19 protein-coding genes are annotated in these 15,921 nt (G+C 67.2%); 16 read left to right on the top strand and 3 right to left on the bottom strand.

Translation table 11 applies throughout. The annotated features are described in order from the left end of the window. The first annotated feature begins 4 nt into the window (after positions 1-4). The 13 genes from rplN (at position 5) to AC4GYU_RS00585 (ending at position 7,255) form a co-directional block, all read left to right on the top strand. Positions 5-373, top strand: a complete 369-nt coding sequence (gene rplN, locus AC4GYU_RS00645; protein WP_029941096.1) for a 50S ribosomal protein L14 — start codon at positions 5-7, stop codon at positions 371-373. After that, complete coding sequence (gene rplX / locus AC4GYU_RS00640; protein WP_491084986.1) at positions 373-693, top strand: 50S ribosomal protein L24; 321 nt, start codon at positions 373-375, stop codon at positions 691-693. Before rplN ends, rplX begins: the two co-directional genes overlap by 1 nt. After that, positions 686-1,270 (top strand): 50S ribosomal protein L5, encoded by a 585-nt coding sequence (gene rplE / locus AC4GYU_RS00635; RefSeq protein ID WP_491084985.1) that lies wholly within the window; start codon positions 686-688, stop codon positions 1,268-1,270. Before rplX ends, rplE begins: the two co-directional genes overlap by 8 nt. A 22-nt stretch (positions 1,271-1,292) precedes the next feature. Then, positions 1,293-1,598 carry a 30S ribosomal protein S14 gene (gene rpsN / locus AC4GYU_RS00630; RefSeq protein WP_491084984.1) on the top strand — a complete coding sequence of 102 codons (306 nt, stop codon included), beginning with the start codon at positions 1,293-1,295 and terminating at the stop codon, positions 1,596-1,598. A gap of 12 nt (positions 1,599-1,610) precedes the next feature. Beyond that, a complete protein-coding gene (rpsH, locus tag AC4GYU_RS00625) occupies positions 1,611-2,006 on the top strand; it encodes a 30S ribosomal protein S8 (RefSeq protein ID WP_029941092.1) in 396 nt (131 codons plus the stop codon). A 1-nt stretch (position 2,007) separates the two neighbouring features. After that, on the top strand, positions 2,008-2,544 hold the full coding sequence (gene rplF / locus AC4GYU_RS00620; protein WP_491084983.1) for a 50S ribosomal protein L6: 537 nt from the start codon (positions 2,008-2,010) through the stop codon (positions 2,542-2,544). Further along, positions 2,544-2,897 carry a 50S ribosomal protein L18 gene (gene rplR / locus AC4GYU_RS00615; protein ID WP_491084982.1) on the top strand — a complete coding sequence of 118 codons (354 nt, stop codon included), beginning with the start codon at positions 2,544-2,546 and terminating at the stop codon, positions 2,895-2,897. Before rplF ends, rplR begins: the two co-directional genes overlap by 1 nt. A 2-nt stretch (positions 2,898-2,899) precedes the next feature. Then, positions 2,900-3,643 carry a 30S ribosomal protein S5 gene (gene rpsE, locus AC4GYU_RS00610; RefSeq protein ID WP_491084981.1) on the top strand — a complete coding sequence of 248 codons (744 nt, stop codon included), beginning with the start codon at positions 2,900-2,902 and terminating at the stop codon, positions 3,641-3,643. Between the two features lie 5 nt (positions 3,644-3,648). Further along, positions 3,649-3,825, top strand: a complete 177-nt coding sequence (rpmD, locus tag AC4GYU_RS00605) for a 50S ribosomal protein L30 (RefSeq protein ID WP_491084980.1) — start codon at positions 3,649-3,651, stop codon at positions 3,823-3,825. 121 nt (positions 3,826-3,946) lie between these two features. Beyond that, positions 3,947-4,468: a 50S ribosomal protein L15 gene (gene rplO / locus AC4GYU_RS00600; RefSeq protein ID WP_491086857.1), complete on the top strand. Its 522-nt coding sequence runs from the start codon at positions 3,947-3,949 to the stop codon at positions 4,466-4,468. A 143-nt stretch (positions 4,469-4,611) separates the two neighbouring features. Then, a complete protein-coding gene (secY, locus tag AC4GYU_RS00595) occupies positions 4,612-5,982 on the top strand; it encodes a preprotein translocase subunit SecY (RefSeq protein WP_491084979.1) in 1,371 nt (456 codons plus the stop codon). Positions 5,983-6,039: 57 nt separating this feature from the next. Continuing rightward, positions 6,040-6,690: an adenylate kinase gene (locus AC4GYU_RS00590; protein WP_491084978.1), complete on the top strand. Its 651-nt coding sequence runs from the start codon at positions 6,040-6,042 to the stop codon at positions 6,688-6,690. Positions 6,691-6,730: 40 nt separating this feature from the next. Next, entirely contained in the window at positions 6,731-7,255 is a 525-nt protein-coding gene (locus tag AC4GYU_RS00585) for an SRPBCC family protein (RefSeq protein ID WP_491084977.1), read from the top strand. Here the strand turns inward: AC4GYU_RS00585 and AC4GYU_RS00580 are convergent. Beyond that, positions 7,252-7,731: a dihydrofolate reductase gene (locus AC4GYU_RS00580; RefSeq protein ID WP_491084976.1), complete on the bottom strand. Its 480-nt coding sequence runs from the start codon at positions 7,729-7,731 to the stop codon at positions 7,252-7,254. The genes AC4GYU_RS00585 and AC4GYU_RS00580 overlap by 4 nt on opposite strands. Beyond that, the gene (locus AC4GYU_RS00575) at positions 7,728-8,597 is read right to left on the bottom strand and encodes a class I SAM-dependent methyltransferase (protein WP_491086856.1); all 870 of its coding nucleotides are present in this window, start codon (positions 8,595-8,597) and stop codon (positions 7,728-7,730) included. The genes AC4GYU_RS00580 and AC4GYU_RS00575 overlap by 4 nt, the downstream gene beginning before the upstream one ends. A gap of 90 nt (positions 8,598-8,687) precedes the next feature. Here AC4GYU_RS00575 and AC4GYU_RS00570 point away from each other — a divergent pair, with 90 nt between their 5' ends. Next, positions 8,688-10,097, top strand: a complete 1,410-nt coding sequence (locus AC4GYU_RS00570) for an FAD-binding oxidoreductase (RefSeq protein ID WP_491084975.1) — start codon at positions 8,688-8,690, stop codon at positions 10,095-10,097. Positions 10,098-10,136: 39 nt separating this feature from the next. Further along, positions 10,137-13,277: a helicase-related protein gene (locus AC4GYU_RS00565; protein WP_491084974.1), complete on the top strand. Its 3,141-nt coding sequence runs from the start codon at positions 10,137-10,139 to the stop codon at positions 13,275-13,277. Here the strand turns inward: AC4GYU_RS00565 and AC4GYU_RS00560 are convergent. Next, positions 13,274-14,635: an MFS transporter gene (locus AC4GYU_RS00560; protein WP_491084973.1), complete on the bottom strand. Its 1,362-nt coding sequence runs from the start codon at positions 14,633-14,635 to the stop codon at positions 13,274-13,276. The two genes, AC4GYU_RS00565 and AC4GYU_RS00560, sit on opposite strands and share 4 nt — an antisense overlap. Positions 14,636-14,781: 146 nt before the next feature. Between AC4GYU_RS00560 and cyoA the strand changes: the two genes are divergently transcribed. Next, on the top strand, positions 14,782-15,909 hold the full coding sequence (gene cyoA, locus AC4GYU_RS00555) for a ubiquinol oxidase subunit II (RefSeq protein ID WP_491084972.1): 1,128 nt from the start codon (positions 14,782-14,784) through the stop codon (positions 15,907-15,909). The last annotated feature ends 12 nt before the right edge of the window (positions 15,910-15,921 follow it).

The raw sequence follows: 15,921 nt of genomic DNA, 5'->3' as shown, positions 1-15,921 counted from the left end.
ACCCATGATCCAGATGCAGTCCAACCTCGACGTCGCGGACAACAGCGGTGCCAAGCGAGTCATGTGCATCAAGGTGCTCGGTGGCTCGAAGCGTCGTACCGCTGGCGTCGGCGACATCATCGTCGTTTCCGTCAAGGAAGCTGCTCCGAAGGGCCGCGTGAAGAAGGGTGACGTGCATCGCGCCGTCATCGTTCGCACCGCCAAGGACATCCGCCGTCCCGACGGCTCGGTGATCCGCTTCGACAGCAATGCCGCCGTGCTGGTCAACAAGAACGAGGAGCCGATCGGCACCCGTATCTTCGGGCCGGTGGTGCGCGAACTGCGCGCCAAGAAGCACATGAAGATCATCAGCCTCGCGCCGGAGGTGCTGTAATGGCCGCCGCGAAGATCAAGAAGGGCGACAAGGTCGTCGTCCTCTCGGGCAAGGACAAGGGCAAGACCGGTGAGGTCGTGCGCTCCATGCCCAAGGAACAGAAGGTCGTGGTGAGCGGCGTCAACGTCGCCGTCCGCCACAAGAAGCCGACCCAGGCTGCCCCGCAGGGCGGTCTGGAGCGCAAGGAAGCGCCGCTGCACATCTCGAAGGTCGCGATCGCCGACCCGAAGACGGGCAAGGCGACCCGCGTTCGCTTCGAAGAGCGTGACGGCAAGAAGGTCCGCGTCGCGGCCAAGTCCGGGGAGCTGATCAATGGCTGAGCAGGCTTACACTCCGCGCCTGCGGAAGGATTATGACGAGCGCATCGTCAAGGCGATGACCGAGAAGTTTGGTTACAAGAACCAGCTCGAAGTCCCGCGCCTCGAGAAGATCGTCATCAACATGGGCGTTGGCGAAGCGACCCAAGACAAGAAGAAGGTCGAGGCCGCTGCGGCCGAGATGCAGGCGATCAGCGGCCAGAAGCCGGTGATCACCAAGGCGAAGAAGTCGATCGCGCAGTTCAAGCTGCGTGAAGGCATGCCGATCGGTTGCAAGGTCACCCTTCGCCGCGAGCGCATGTACGAGTTCCTCGACCGTCTCGTGACCATTGCTCTTCCGCGTGTCCGCGACTTCCGCGGCCTGAACCCGAAGAGCTTCGATGGTCGCGGCAACTATGCGATGGGTCTCAAGGAGCAGATTGTGTTCCCCGAGATCGAATATGACCAGATCGACAAGGTCCGGGGCATGGACATCATCGTTACCACCACGGCGAAGACCGACGAGGAAGCGCGCGAGCTGCTGCGTCTCTTCAACTTCCCGTTCCCGGCGGACGCCGACAGCCAGAAGCAGGCGGCCTGAGGCCGGTAGGAGAACTTAAGTCATGGCGAAACTGAGTTCCATCAACAAGAACGAGCGTCGGAAGAAGCTCGTCGCAAAGCAGGCGGCCAAGTACGCCAAGCTGAAGGCCCTCGCGAATGACGAGAGCCGCGACGAGACGGAGCGTCTGATTGCCCGGCTGAAGATGGCGGAGCTGCCGCGTAACGGCAATCCGACCCGTATCCGTAATCGGTGCGAGCTGACGGGACGTTCCCGCGCTTACTACCGCAAGTTCCGTCTATCGCGCGTGATGCTTCGGGAAATGGGCAATAAGGGCCTCATTCCCGGTCTCACGAAGTCGAGCTGGTAAGGACACCGCAACATGGCGATGACCGATCCCCTGGGTGATATGCTCACCCGTATCCGCAACGGCCAGCAGGCGAAGAAGGACAGCGTCCTGACGCCGGCTTCCAAGCTGCGCGCTCACGTCCTCGACGTGCTTCAGCGTGAAGGCTACATCCGTGGCTACTCGGAAGAGGAGCTGGCGGGCCAGAAGGGCCTGCGGATCGAACTGAAGTATTTCGAAGGCCAGCCGGCGATCCAGCATCTGGCGCGCGTCTCGAAGCCCGGTCGCCGGGTCTATTCGGGCGCCCGTGAGCTGCCGCGGGTCCGCAACGGCCTTGGCATGACCATCGTCTCGACGCCGCGCGGCGTGCTTTCCGATGCGGAAGCGCGTGAGCAGAACGTCGGTGGCGAAGTCCTGGCGGAGGTGTTCTAAGATGTCCCGTATCGGCAAAAAGCCGGTCCCGGTTCCGGCCGGCGTGACGGCGAGCCTCGAGGGCCAGACCCTCAGCGTCAAGGGCCCCAAGGGCACCCTGTCGATGAAGGTTCTCGACGACCTGGTCCGCACCTCGATCGAGGACGGTCAGATCAGCGTGCAGCCGGTCAACGACAGCCAGCGTTCGCGCGCGGCGTGGGGCATGCAGCGCACCAACGTGCTGAACCTCGTCACTGGCGTGACCGAGGGCTTCACCAAGGTGCTCGAGATCACCGGCGTCGGCTACCGCGCCGCGGCCCAGGGCAAGAACCTGCGCCTGCAGCTCGGCTACAGCCACGACGTGAACTACGCGATCCCGGAAGGCATCGACGTCAAGACTCCCGACCCCAACACGGTCGAGATCACCGGCATCGACAAGCAGAAGGTCGGCCAGGTGGCCGCCGAGATCCGTCGCTGGCGCAAGCCCGAGCCGTACAAGGGCAAGGGCATCAAGTACCGCGGCGAGTTCATCTTCCGCAAGGAAGGGAAGAAGAAGTAATGGCCAAGCTTTCCCTCTTCGACCGCCGCCGGCGCCGCGTGCGCACGGCGCTCAAGGCCCGCGCGTCGGGCAAGCCGCGGCTGTCGGTGCACCGTTCGGGTCGCCACATCTATGCGCAGGTCATCGACGACGCCGCTGGCCGGACCGTCGCGTCCGCCTCGACGCTCGACAAGGACCTGAAGGCTTCGGGTGGCGCCACCAAGGACGCGGCCGCGACCGTCGGCAAGACTCTTGCCGAGCGCGCCAAGGCCGCTGGTGTGGACCGGGTCGTGTTCGACCGCGGTGGCTTCCTCTTCCATGGTCGGGTCAAGGCCCTGGCCGATGCCGCCCGTGAGGGCGGCCTGGAGTTCTAATGATGGCTGACGAGACTGAAACCCAGACCCAGGCCGGCAACCCCGAAGCGGGTGCAGCGGTCGAGGCCGCCGACGCCGGCCAGCCGGCGCAGGAAGGCCGTGGTCCGCGCGGTCCGCGTGGTGGCCGTGGTCGTGGCCCGGGTGGCCGTGACGGCGGTCGTGGGCGTCGCGACGATCGTCGCGGTGGCCGCAACCAGGACGACGACGGCGGCGAAGAGCTGATCGAGAAGCTGGTTCACATCAACCGCGTCTCGAAGACCGTGAAGGGCGGTAAGCGCTTCGGTTTCGCGGCGTTGGTCGTGGTCGGCGACGGCAAGGGTCGTGCGGGCTTCGGCCATGGCAAGGCTCGCGAAGTGCCGGAAGCCATCAGCAAGGCGACCGCGGCGGCCAAGAAGGCCATGATCCGCGTTCCGCTGCGCGACGGCCGCACGCTTCACCATGACGGCAAGGGCCACTTCGGCGCTGGCCGCGTGGCGCTCCGTGCCGCTCCGGCGGGTACCGGGATCATCGCGGGTGGCCCGATGCGCGCCATCTTCGAAAGCCTCGGCGTGGCCGACGTGGTGACCAAGTCGGTCGGCACCTCGAACCCGTACAACATGATCCGTGCGACCTTCGAGGCGCTCAAGGATCAGACCAGCCCCCGTTCGGTGGCGCAGCGTCGCGGCAAGAAGGTCGCCGACCTGCTCGGCCGTGGTGGCGCGAGCCAGGCGGAGGCCGAGGCTACCGCTGACAGCATCACGGAGTAATGGACGTGGCGACCATCAAGATCACCCAGACGGGTTCGCCGATCCGCCGCGACAAGACCCAGCGCGCGACGCTGGTCGGTCTCGGCCTCAACAAGATGCACCGCACCGTGGAAGTGGAGGAGACCCCCGAGGTCCTCGGCCAGATCCGCAAGGTGCAGCATCTGGTGAACGTCGAAAAGTAAGTTGGCTTCGAGCTCCTGTTCGTGCAGGGGCTCGTTTCCATTTCAAACCAAGTGACTGGCCTCCTGCCTCGGTGGGGGGCCAGATGCGCGACAAAAGCGAAAGCGAGTGCAGAACATGACGATCAAGCTCAACGAACTCCGCGACAACCCCGGTGCCCGCAAGGGTCGAGTCCGCGTCGGCCGCGGTATCGGTTCGGGTGTCGGTAAGACCGGTGGCCGCGGCCAGAAGGGCCAGAAGAGCCGCTCGGGCGTCTCGATCAAGGGCTTCGAGGGCGGCCAGATGCCGCTCCACATGCGTCTGCCGAAGCGTGGCTTCAACAACATCTTCGCGCGTGACCATGCCGAAGTGAACCTCGGCGCGATCCAGAAGCTTGTCGATGCCGGCACGCTCGACGCCAATGGCACCATCGATCACGCCGCGCTCAAGGCGGCTGGCGTTGCCCGTGGCGGCAAGGACGGCGTCCGCATTCTCGGCAAGGGCGACTATTCGGCCAAGCTGAACTTCCGCGTCGCCGGCGTCAGCAAGGGCGCTCGCGAGGCGATCGAGAAGGCCGGCGGCAGCGTCGAGGTGATCGAGCGCAAGGATCCGGCCGAGCTGGCGAAGGCCAAGAAGGGCACCGCCAAGGCCAAGGCCGCCAAGTAACTGTTCCCCGGCGAAAGCCGGGGCCCAGTGTTCTTTCCCGCGTGGTGAAGAAGCGACTGGGCTCCTGCTTTTGCAGGAGAACAGCTTTCATCCGCAGCGCCGCCCCCTATATGGGCCGCTCGGGGTAGGGACGAACAAACGACATGGCATCCGCAGCCGAGCAACTGGCTTCGAACATCAGCCTTTCCAGTTTCGGGAAGGCGACCGAGCTTAAGAAGCGCATCTGGTTCACGATCGGTGCGCTGATCCTGTTCCGGCTGCTCAGCCACGTGCCGATGCCGGGCATCGACCCGCGCGCCATGACCGAGCTGTTCAACACGCAGCGCGGCGGCGTCCTCGACTTCTTCAACACCTTCTCGGGCGGCAGCCTGGCGCGGATGAGCATCATCGCGCTCGGCGTCATGCCCTACATCACCGCGTCGATCGTCGTGCAGCTCGGCGCGACAATGTACGGCCCGTGGATGGCCCTCAAGAAAGAGGGCGAGACCGGCCGCAAGCGGCTCAACCAATATACCCGCTACCTGACGGTCGCGCTGACCACGGTGCAGGGCTATTTCATCGCCGTCGGGCTTGAAGGCCTCGGTGCCAACCAGGGCATCCCGGCGGTTGTCGACCCGGGCATCATGTTCCGCGTCGCCGCGACCATCAGCCTCGTCGGCGGTACGCTGTTCCTGATGTGGATCGGCGAGCAGATCACCAGCCGCGGCATCGGCAATGGCGTGTCGCTGATCATCATGGCCGGCATCGTCGCGTCGCTTCCGCGAACACTCGCGCAGCTGCTCGAAGGTGGCCGCAGCAACACCATCGACCCGCTGCTGATCGTCCTGATCATCGTGCTGGTGGTCGGCCTCATCCTCTTCATCTGCTTCATGGAGCGCGCCCAGCGACGCGTGCTGATCCAGTATCCCAAGCGCGCGACGGCACGCGGGATGATGGCGCAGGAGCGTTCGCACCTGCCGATCAAGATCAACACGGCGGGCGTCATTCCGCCGATCTTCGCCAGCTCGCTGCTGCTGATGCCGCTGACCGTCATCCAGATGGCCGGTGCGACCCCGGCGGGCGAGGGCGGTTCCGACTGGCTGATCACGCTGTCGACCTACCTGCAGCACGGCAGCCCGGTGTTCATGACCCTCTACGGGCTCGGCATCATCTTCTTCTGCTTCTTCTACACCTCGGTGCAGTTCAATTCGGAAGAGACCGCCGACAACCTCAAGAAGCATGGCGGGTTCATCCCCGGCGTGCGCCCGGGCAAGGCGACCGAAGTCTATTTCGATCACCTGCTGACCCGGCTGACGGTCATCGGCGCTGCCTATCTGACGATCATCTGCCTCCTTCCGGAGTTTGCGGTGACCCAGGCCGGCATTCCGTTCTATCTCGGCGGGACCAGCCTGCTCATCGTCGTCAACGTGACGATGGATACGGTCAGCCAGATCCAGGGTCATCTGATCGCGCATCAGTATGGCGACCTCATCAAGAAGGCCAAGCTCAAGGGCGGGCGCCCGGCGCGCCGCTGACGCTTGACGGGCCGTGACAGGCCCGTGACAACAGCCACGAACAGGGAGCGTTTCGCCGTGGACATCATCCTTCTGGGCCCCCCCGGCGCGGGCAAGGGCACCCAGGCCCAGCGGCTGGTGGAAAAGCGCGGCATGGTCCAGCTCTCGACCGGCGACATGCTGCGCGCCGCGGTTAAGGCCGGCACCCCTGTCGGGATCAAGGCCAAGGCCGTGATGGAAGCGGGCGAGCTCGTCAGCGACGCGATCGTGTCGGCGCTGATCGGCGAGCATCTCGATCAGAGCGACGGCAAGGGCGCGATCTTCGATGGCTTCCCGCGGACCCAGCATCAGGCCGAGGCACTTGACATCCTGCTCGGCGAGCGCGGCCGTTCGCTGAGCCACGTGATCGAGCTCGAGGTCGACGAGGAAGCCCTGGTCGAACGGATCACCGGACGCTTCACCTGCGCGACCTGCAGCGCGCCCTATCACGATCGCTTCAAGCCGACCGAGATCCAGGACACCTGCGACGTCTGCGGCGGGCACGAGTTCAAGCGCCGCCCGGACGACAATGAGGCGACCGTGCGCACCCGCATGGCGGAGTATCGCGCCAAGACCGCCCCGATCCTTCCTTATTACGAAGCGCGCGGGCTGGTGGCCCGTGTCGACGGCATGGCCTCGGTCGAGGAAGTGTCGCGGCAGATCGACGCCATACTGGACGGCGCGGCCTGATCGCCGCATCCTGATCCCTCCGTTGAAAGGGGAGCGGGTCATGCGCGTAGTGGCGGCATTCGCGTTGCTGGGGAGCCTTGGCAGCCAGGCCGCGGCCGAGGTCCGGTCGAGCAATGCCAATGGCTTCGAGGTCGAGCAACGGGTCGAGCTGCAGGTACCACCCCGAACGCTTTACGGGCTCTTCGCCGACCTCCCGCGCTGGTGGTCGGACTCGCACACCTACAGCGGCAAGGCGGCCAATCTCAGTCTCTCGCTCACGCCCGGCGGCTGCTGGTGCGAGAAACTGCCCGGCGGGGGCGGGGTCGAACATATGCGCGTCGCCTTCGTCGAGCCGGGCAAGAGGATCGTCCTCACCGGTTCGCTCGGGCCCTTGCTCGCCGAGGCAACGAGCGGCGTGATGCAGGTGGTGATCGCGCCGACGGCGCAAGGCTCCTCGCTGACGCTCAACTATCGCGCGTCGGGGTTCTACAATGGCGGTGCGGCCAAGCTGGCGCCGATGGTCGACCAGGTGCTTGCCGAACAGGTCCGCCGGATCGGACAGCGGAGCGCGGCGCCGACGCCCTAGAGGCGTTCCAGGGTCACGAAGGCGAAGGGAAGGCGACCGTCCTCGGCGGCATGCTCTTCGCGCGCTGTCTCCCGCCACATGCCGGAATCGCGGGGGTCGGGCATTGCCGTGTCGCCCTCGACGTCGGCGTCGACCTCGGTGAGTTCGACGCGGTCGGCAAAGGCGAGGGCAAGGCCGAAGATCTCCGCGCCGCCGATGATGCTGACATCGTCGGGCGCTGCCAGAGCAAAGGCCTCGGGAAGCGAATGCGCGACCTCGGCACCGGGCGCGCTCCAGCCGGAATCGCGGGTGATCACGATGTGGCGGCGCTTCGGGAGCAGGCCGGGCAGGCTGTCGAACGTCTTGCGACCCATGATCATCGCCGTGCCCAACGTCAGCCGCTTGAAATGCTGGAGGTCGGCGGGAAGGTGCCACGGCAGTTTGCCATCGCGGCCGATGACGCCGTTGCGGGCGCGGGCGACGACCAGCTGGATCATGCGCGCCGCGCCGCGGTCAGGTAGTAGCGCCGCTCGCCAGTGCGAAAGCGCTCGAACTTCTTGCTGCCCTCGATTGCGGCATAATTGGCGAGTTCCTTGCGGAGCAGCAGCCGGGCAGGAAGCGGCGCGCGGGCCGCGATGACGGCGCGGCGACGCGGCGAATCCTCGCGGCACGCATCGACCACGTTGGCGGTGATGTCGCGCAGCTGGAAGGTGAAGCCGGCGTCCTTGAGGTCGCACTCCATCCGTCCGGCATTCTTGGCCTTTTCGGTGTCGGCGTAGAGAAAGATGCCGTCGGGTTTCAGCACCCGCGCGACCTCGGCGAAGAAGCGCTGGCGGTCGGGATAGTCGTTCGAGGCTTCGACGTTGAGGAGGACGTCGATGCTGTGGTCGGCAAAGGGGAGGTCCATGGCCGAGCCCTCGACGAAGTCGAGCGCCTCGCCGCACGGCCACTGGCCCTGGCAGTAGCTGACGGCGCTCGCCGCTACGTCGAGCCCGGTGGCGCGGAAGGCCCCGGGTCCGGCCGCTTCGAGGAAGGCATTAAGGCCACCGCCGCGGCCGCAGCTCACTTCAAGCAGACGGGTGCCTGGCGCGAGCGGCTTTCCGCTGGCGCGCAGCTCCTTCAGCATCTCGCGATACATCTGGCGCTGGAAGCGATCTGGCGCCTCGTCCTGCGGGTCGGCGGGGGCGAACCCGTAATTGTTGGTGGCGGTGTTGCCCCAGTTGACCGCATAGAAGCGGTTCCAGAGCGTCGGGCGGAGCGCATGATCGTCGCGCAGGCGCCGCACGAACAGCTGGAAGGCCCGCCCCGCCCCCGCAATCGCCACGGTCGCCACCACGACCAGCGCCAACCCCCACCACATCATGTTCACTCGATTGTCCCCCAAGAGGCTTGGCCGCTTGTGGCTGGCCTAGGCTCGCCTGCCAAGCCGGACTTGGGCTAGGGAAGGGCGGAAATGAGCCTGTCCGATTTCCTTGAAGCCCTTTCCCCGCAGCTTGGCGCTCGTTCGGTGGTGCGGGACGCGGATGTGATCGCCCCCTTCCTGACCGATTGGCGCGGGCGCTGGACCGGGGTGAGTCCGGTCCTGCTCGAGCCGGCGGACAGCGGGGAAGTGAGCGCCATCGTCCGCGCCGCCGAAGCCCACGGCGTCGGGCTGGTGCCTCAGGGCGGCAATACGTCGATGGTGGGCGGCGCGACCCCGCCGGGTGACGGAAGCGCCGTGCTCCTCTCGCTTCGGCGGATGAACCGGATCATGGCGATCACGCCCGACCATGCTGTGGTGCGGGCGGGGGTCATTCTCCAGCAATTGCACGAAGCTGCCGAGGCGGTGGGCAGCCGCTTCTCGCTCGATCTCGGTGCACGGGGTTCGGCGACGGTCGGGGGGCTCGCCTCCACCAATGCCGGCGGCGTGCAGGTGCTTCGCTTCGGGACGATGCGCGCGCAGGTGCTGGGGATGGAGGCGGTGCTTGCGGGCGGCCTCGTCCATGACAGCCTGCAGGGTCTGAGGAAGGACAATCGCGGCGTCTCGCTCGACCAGTTGCTGATCGGCGCCGAAGGGACCCTCGGGATCATCACTGCGCTCCGCCTGCGGCTGGTCCCCGGGCGGGTGCGGAAGGCGTCCGCCTGGATCGGCCTTCCGACACCGCAGGCTGCGCTTGCCTTGCTGTGGCACCTCGAGAGGCGGTCGAGCCGGATCGAGGCGTTCGAGCTGATCCCGGCGGCGAGCCTCGACCGCGTGCTGCGGCATATCCCGATGACCCGGGCGCCGCTGGCGTCGGCCTCGCCGTGGAACGTGCTGGTCGAAGCCGTCACCGGCGACGGGGAGGAGGATGCCGCGGCGCACCTCCAGCAGTTGCTCGAGGGCGCCTTGGCAGAAGGGTTGTTCGACGACGCCGCGCTTGCGCAGAGCGGGGAGCAGATGGAGGCTTTCTGGCGGCTCCGCCACAGCATTTCGGAAGCCGAGCGCACCGACGGCCCGGCGGCGCAGCATGACATTTCGCTGCCGATCGACCGTGTCCCCGACTTCCTCGTCGATGATGCCCGACGCATCGAGGCGGCGTTCCCGGGGACCGAGGCCAGCGGCTATGGCCATCTCGGCGACGGCAATGTGCATTTTCACGTCCGGGCCCCCGATGGGTCGCCGCGCGACTGGGCCGATCGCCCGGAAGGGAAGGCGGTCAGCGCGCTGGTGCATGACCTGGTGACCGCGGCGGGCGGGTCGATCTCGGCCGAGCACGGCATTGGACAGATGAAGAAGGACGAGCTTGCTCGCCTCGCCTCGCCGGCCCGGATGCAGGCGCTTCGTGCCGTCAAGCGGGCAATGGATCCGCACGGAATCTTCAATCCGGGTAAGCTGTTGGACTAGGTAGGAACGATGGTCGTTCGCGGTCCGTTTGCTGGCCCGATGACCAACGATCCTGACAAGCGCCTTCCCGACCTCGAACTGGGCGAGGTGGTCGCAGCGCTGCTGGGTTCCGACGAGCGCTCTCTCCTGTTCCTTGCCCGTGATGACAGCCGGGGCGCCGCGATCGCGCGGGCGGCGGCCGAAGGGGCGGGCGAACGACTGGTCCTGTTCCTTCCTGCGAGCGATGCCCTCCCGGGCGACGAGGCGCCGTCCTCGCCCGGCGTTGCCGGCCAGCGCACCGCGACCTTGCGCCAGCTGCGCGAGGCGCAGGCGGAGGGAAGGTCGGTCCTCCTGATCACGTCCGGTGAAGCGGCGGGGCGGCTCGTCGCCAAGCCCGAGGTGTTTGGCGGCAAGCCGCCGGTCCTGTTGCCGGGCGACGCAATCGAGCTCGCAGCCTTCCGCAAGCAGGCGCTCGGCCTCGGCTATGTCGAGGACGAACGGGTTGACGAACCCGGCGAGGTCGCGGTGCGTGGCAACGTCGCCGACCTCTATCCGGGCGATGCCGAATGCCCGGTCCGGATTGAAGTCGCGGACGATCGCATCGCCGCGCTGCGTAGCTATGACCCGCTGAGCCAGCTCACGACCCATGAACTCGAGCGGCTCGAGATCGGTACCGTTGCCGAGCCTTCGGGCGCCAAGGGCGTCACCATCCTCGCGCACATGCCCGATGCCGCAATAGCGAGCGATCCGGGCGCTGACCGCCGGCGGACGACCTTCCTGGCGCTGGCGGCAGACACGGCGCGCCGACGGCCCAAGCGCGCAATGGCCGACATCTGCAGCGACGCCACGTGGAAGGAGGCGATGGAAGGCCGCAAGATCGTCGATCTCGCGAAGGCGATCGGCGAGGCACCGCCACGCTTCGTCGAAGGCCGCTCGCCCGAGCGCGCCTTCAAGCGCTTCGCCAAGGAGGTCATGGAGGCGGGCGACCGGCTCTGCATCCTGGGCTCGGCCCGCGATCTCCGCTTCATCGTGCCCCGCATCGAGCGGGCGATGAAGCTTGAGGTCCGCCAAGCCGATGACTGGCAGGGCGTGACGGCGGCGCCCAAGGGCAGCATCTCCTGCCTGTGCATGTCCATTCCGCGGGGCTTCCGTTCCGGGTCGATCGTCGGTGTCGCGGCGGCCGATCTCATCGGATCGCGGGCCGAGCAGGATGCCGGTACCAGCAGCGCCACCGCCGACGTGTTCGCCGCGCCCGAGATCCGGCCCGGTGACGTCGTCATCCACGAGGACCACGGGCTCGGCGTCGTGGTGGGTCTGACCGAATTGCCCGACGAGGGTGGGGATGCGATCGTGCTGCGCTTCGCAGGCGACGCGCGGCGTCTCGTACCCGTGTCCGATGCGGGCAAGCTCTGGCGTTATGGCTCCGACGAGGAAGCGGTCACGCTCGACAAGCTCGACGGCAGCTCGTGGGAGAAGCGCAGGGGCGAGGTGATGGCCGCCATCGCCGCGACCGCGCGCGGCCTCGTCGCTCTGGCTTCGGAGCGGCAGGACCAGAGTGCGCCGGCGCTCGAGCCCGATGCCCGCCGGTTCGAGCAGCTCGCCGGATCCTTCCCTTTCAGCGAGACCGCCGACCAGGCCAAGGCCATCACCGCCATTCGCTCGGACCTGACCTCGGGCCGGCCGATGGATCGGCTCGTCATCGGCGACGTCGGCTTCGGCAAGACCGAAGTCGCGCTGCGCGCCGCAGCCATGGCGATCTTCGCCGGCAAGCAGGTCGCGCTCGCCGCGCCCACCACCGTGCTTGCCCGTCAGCATCTCGAGACCTTCCGCGAACGCTTCGCCGACCTCGGGGTCGAGGTCGCCATGCTCTCGCGCCTGGTTTCGACCGCGGACCGCAAGAAGGTGCTCGCCGGGCTCGCCGACGGCAGCATCGCGATGGTGGTCGGGACGGCGGCGGTCGCGGGCAAGGGTGCGCGCTATGCCGACCTCGGGCTCGTCATCATCGACGAGGAGCAGCGGTTCGGGGCGAAGGACAAGGACAAGCTTCGCGGGCTTGGCGCGCCGCACGCGCTGGCGCTGACCGCGACGCCGATTCCGCGGACGCTTCAGTCGGCGCTGGTCGGCCTCCAGCCGATGAGCATCCTCGCGACCCCGCCGGCGCGGCGCCAGCCGATCCGGACCGTGGTCGGGAGCTTCGATGGCGAGCGGTTGCGAACCGCGCTCCTGCGCGAGCGGTCGCGCGGCGGGCAGAGCTTCGTCGTCGTGCCACGGATCGAGGACATGGGCGGGCTCGAAGAGACGCTCGCCAAGCTCGTGCCCGAACTTGAGGTGCTCAAGGCCCATGGCAAGATGCCTGCGGCCGAAATCGACGAGGCGATGGTCGGCTTTGCCGCGGGCGAGGGTGACGTGCTCCTCGCCACCAACATCATCGAAGCCGGGCTCGACGTGCCGCGCGCAAACACGATGATCGCGGTCCACGCCGAGCGCTTCGGCCTCGCCCAGCTTCACCAGCTGCGCGGGCGGGTCGGGCGCGGTTCGCGCCGCGGCCACATCCTGCTGATGACCGGCAAGGACGAGGACATTGCGCCGCGGACGCTCGAGCGGCTGAACACGCTGGCCGCCTTCGACCGGCTCGGCGCCGGCTTCGCGATCAGCGCCCGGGACCTCGACCTGCGCGGCGCCGGCGACCTTCTCGGCGAGGAACAGACCGGGCATCTCAAACTGATCGGGATCGACCTCTACCAGCACCTCCTCGGGCAGGCACTCAAGCAGGCGCGGGGCGAGGCGGTGGACGAACTCCCGCCCGAACTCCGGCTCGGAATTGGGGCGCGGCTTCCGGCTGAATGGATCCCGGAGGAGGAAGTGCGGCTTTCGCTCTACCTGCGACTGGCTCGACTTGCCGATGCAGGCGCGCTCGAAGGCTTCGAGGCCGAGCTGGCGGATCGCTTCGGCGAACTGCCGCCCGAGGCCGAGGCGCTGCTCGCGCAGGCCCGGATCCGGTTGCTCGCAGAGAGTGCGGGCGTGCAGCGGATCGATGCCGGGCCGGCTGCGATCGCACTGACGCCACGGGATGCGAAAGCGAAAGGCCCGGCCTCGGTCGAGGCCAAGGATGGCCGCTGGCTGCTCCGGCCCGAGGAAAGCGAACCGCTGGCCCGCCTCGACGCGGTCGAGACGATGCTTGCCGAACTGGTCGAGGCCTAGAGGACCGGCGCTGCCTGGCCCTTTTCGGCTTCGGCCTCGCGCAGGCCCCACTCACGATTGATGAGCAGGGCGCCGAGCGTGCAGATGACGCCCGACAGAAGATAGAGGCCGACAGCCCACAGCCCGACGTTCGCGGTCAGCCAGAGCGCGACCAGCGGCGCGAACCCTGCGCCGATGAACCAGGCCGAATTGGAGACGATCGCGGCGCCGGTGTAGCGATAGTTCTGGCTGAAGCTGCTGTTCACCACGCCCGACGACTGGCCGAAGCTCAGCCCCAGGAGGATGAAGCCGCCGAGGAGGTAGATGGCCTCGCCAAGCTGGCCGGCGCCGAGCAGCTGCGGGGCGAATCCGCTGTAGGCACCGATCAGCGCCGCCGACACGCCAAGCACCGCGCGGCGGCCGACTCGGTCGGCAAGGACGCCGGAGGCGGTGATCGCGAGCACGCAGATCAGGGCGCCGACGCCTTCGATGATGAGGAAGCGGACTGGGTCGGTGTTGGTGAAGAGCTGATTGTAGGACAGCGGGAAGACGGCAACGAGATGGAAGAGCGCGAAGCTCGCCAGCGGCGCAAAGGCGCCGAGGAGAATCGTCCGCCACTCGGCGAACAGCGTCTCGAACGGCGGCGAGGGCTGGAGCTCGCGCGTGTCGAAGAGGCGCTTGAATTCGGGCGTGGCGACGATGCGGAGGCGCGCGAACAGCGCGACGATGTTGAGCGCCAGCGCCACGAAGAAGGGATAGCGCCAGCCCCAGCGGAGGAAGTCGGCCGTTTCGAGGATGGCGAGGAAGTAGGCGAAGAGCGCGCAGGCGAGCGCCAGTCCGAGCGGGGCGCCGATCTGCGGGATCATCGAATACCAGCCGCGCCGATCCTTCGGGGCATTGAGCGCGAGCAGCGACGGAAGGCCGTCCCAGGCGCCGCCGAGGGCGACGCCCTGAAGCAGGCGGAACAGGCCGAGCAGCCAGGCGCTCGCTGCGCCGACCTGCGCATGGCTCGGGAGAAGCGCGATCGCCATGGTCGAGCCGCCGAGCAGGAACAGAGCGATGGTGAGCTTAACCCCGCGGCCGTGATGGCTGTCGATATAGGTGAAGAGGAAGGTGCCGAGCGGCCGGCCGAAGAAGGCGAGGCTGAACAGCGCGAAGCTGTAGAGCGTGCCCGTCAGCGGGTCGACATAGGGAAAGACGTAGCTGGGGAAGACCAGCACGGCGGCGATCGCATAGACGAAGAAGTCGAAGAATTCGGTGGTTCGGCCGATGATGACGCCGACCGCAATCTCGCCCGGGCGGATCTCGCCATGGGTCGAATTCACGATCCGAGCATCGCCTTCGAGCGCGGTTGAGCTCGCGGGGGCTGGGGCAGTCATCGCTTCATCGTCTCCCATGGGCATGGGTTCTAGCACGCGAACGCGCGCAAAGAACGCATGAGGAGCCAATGCCGCAGCATCGCGTTCAAGGGGATTGGACAAAATGTCCAATGTTCCGGGCGAAAGGGGGCTTCTAGAGCGCCACCATGCTGCAGCCGTCCCGTTTGAACAGTCTGAAGACAATCGCGCTGACCGCGTCGGTGCTGCTGCTCGGCGCGTGCGATCGCGCGGTGCTCAATCCCGCGGGCGACGTCGCGCGCCAGCAGCGTGACCTCATCTACATCTCCACCGCCCTGATGCTGCTGATCATCGTGCCGGTGATGGTGCTCATCTGCGTCTTTGCGTGGCGCTATCGCAGGGGCAAGGGCGGGACCTACGATCCGAATTTCGACCATTCGACCAGCCTCGAGCTGGTGATCTGGTCGGCCCCGCTGCTGATCATCATCGCCTTGGGTGCACTGACCTGGTCGAGCACCCACCTGCTCGATCCTTTCCGTCCGCTCGACCAGAAGGCGTCGCCGCTCGAGGCCTCGGCCGAGAAGGTCGCGCCGATGCGGGTGCAGGTGGTTGCGCTCGACTGGAAGTGGCTGTTCATCTACCCCGAACAGGGCATCGCCACGGTCAACGACCTGGTGCTGCCGGTCAATCGGCAGGTCCGGTTCGACATCACCTCGGCCAACATGATGAACACCTTCTACGCGCCGACGATGGCGGGCATGATCTACGCCATGCCCGGCATGCAGAGCACGCTGCACGCCGTGCTCGACCGGCCGGTCGACGACAGCGGGTTCAGCGGCAACTATAGCGGCGCCGGATTTTCGGGCATGCGCTTCCGCATCCGCGGCGTCTCCGACCAGCAGTTCGCAGGCTGGGTGAATGGCGCCAAGGCCAGCGGGCAGGCGCTCGACATTCCGACCTACATGGACCTTGCCAAGCCGACCGAGCGGGTCGCGCCCAAGCTCTATGCGAGCGCCGACCGCGACCTCTATCGCCGGATCCTCGAACGCTGCGTCGAGCCGGGCAAGCCGTGCATGAGCGACATCATGCGCGACGACATGAACCGCGGCGGTGGCCACCCGCACAATGGCGGGGCCGGTTCGGGCATGCCGCCGGGCCGGAGCTCGGCGCCGCTCCATGGAGAGAAGCCCGAGGGGGCGATCTTCAAGTCGCCGCAGGAGAAAGGCTCGGGCGCCAATGTCACCAAGCCGACCGACCCCGAGGCAGCGCCGGGCGTGACCAAGCCCGGCGACCCCGCCAACCGCAACATGACCTGATCGCGAGAGAAG

The sequence above is a fragment of the Sphingomonas sp. SP2 genome (assembly GCF_058313385.1).
The sequence above is the reverse complement of the archived record's forward strand: the minus strand, read 5'-3'. Positions and strand labels throughout refer to the sequence as shown.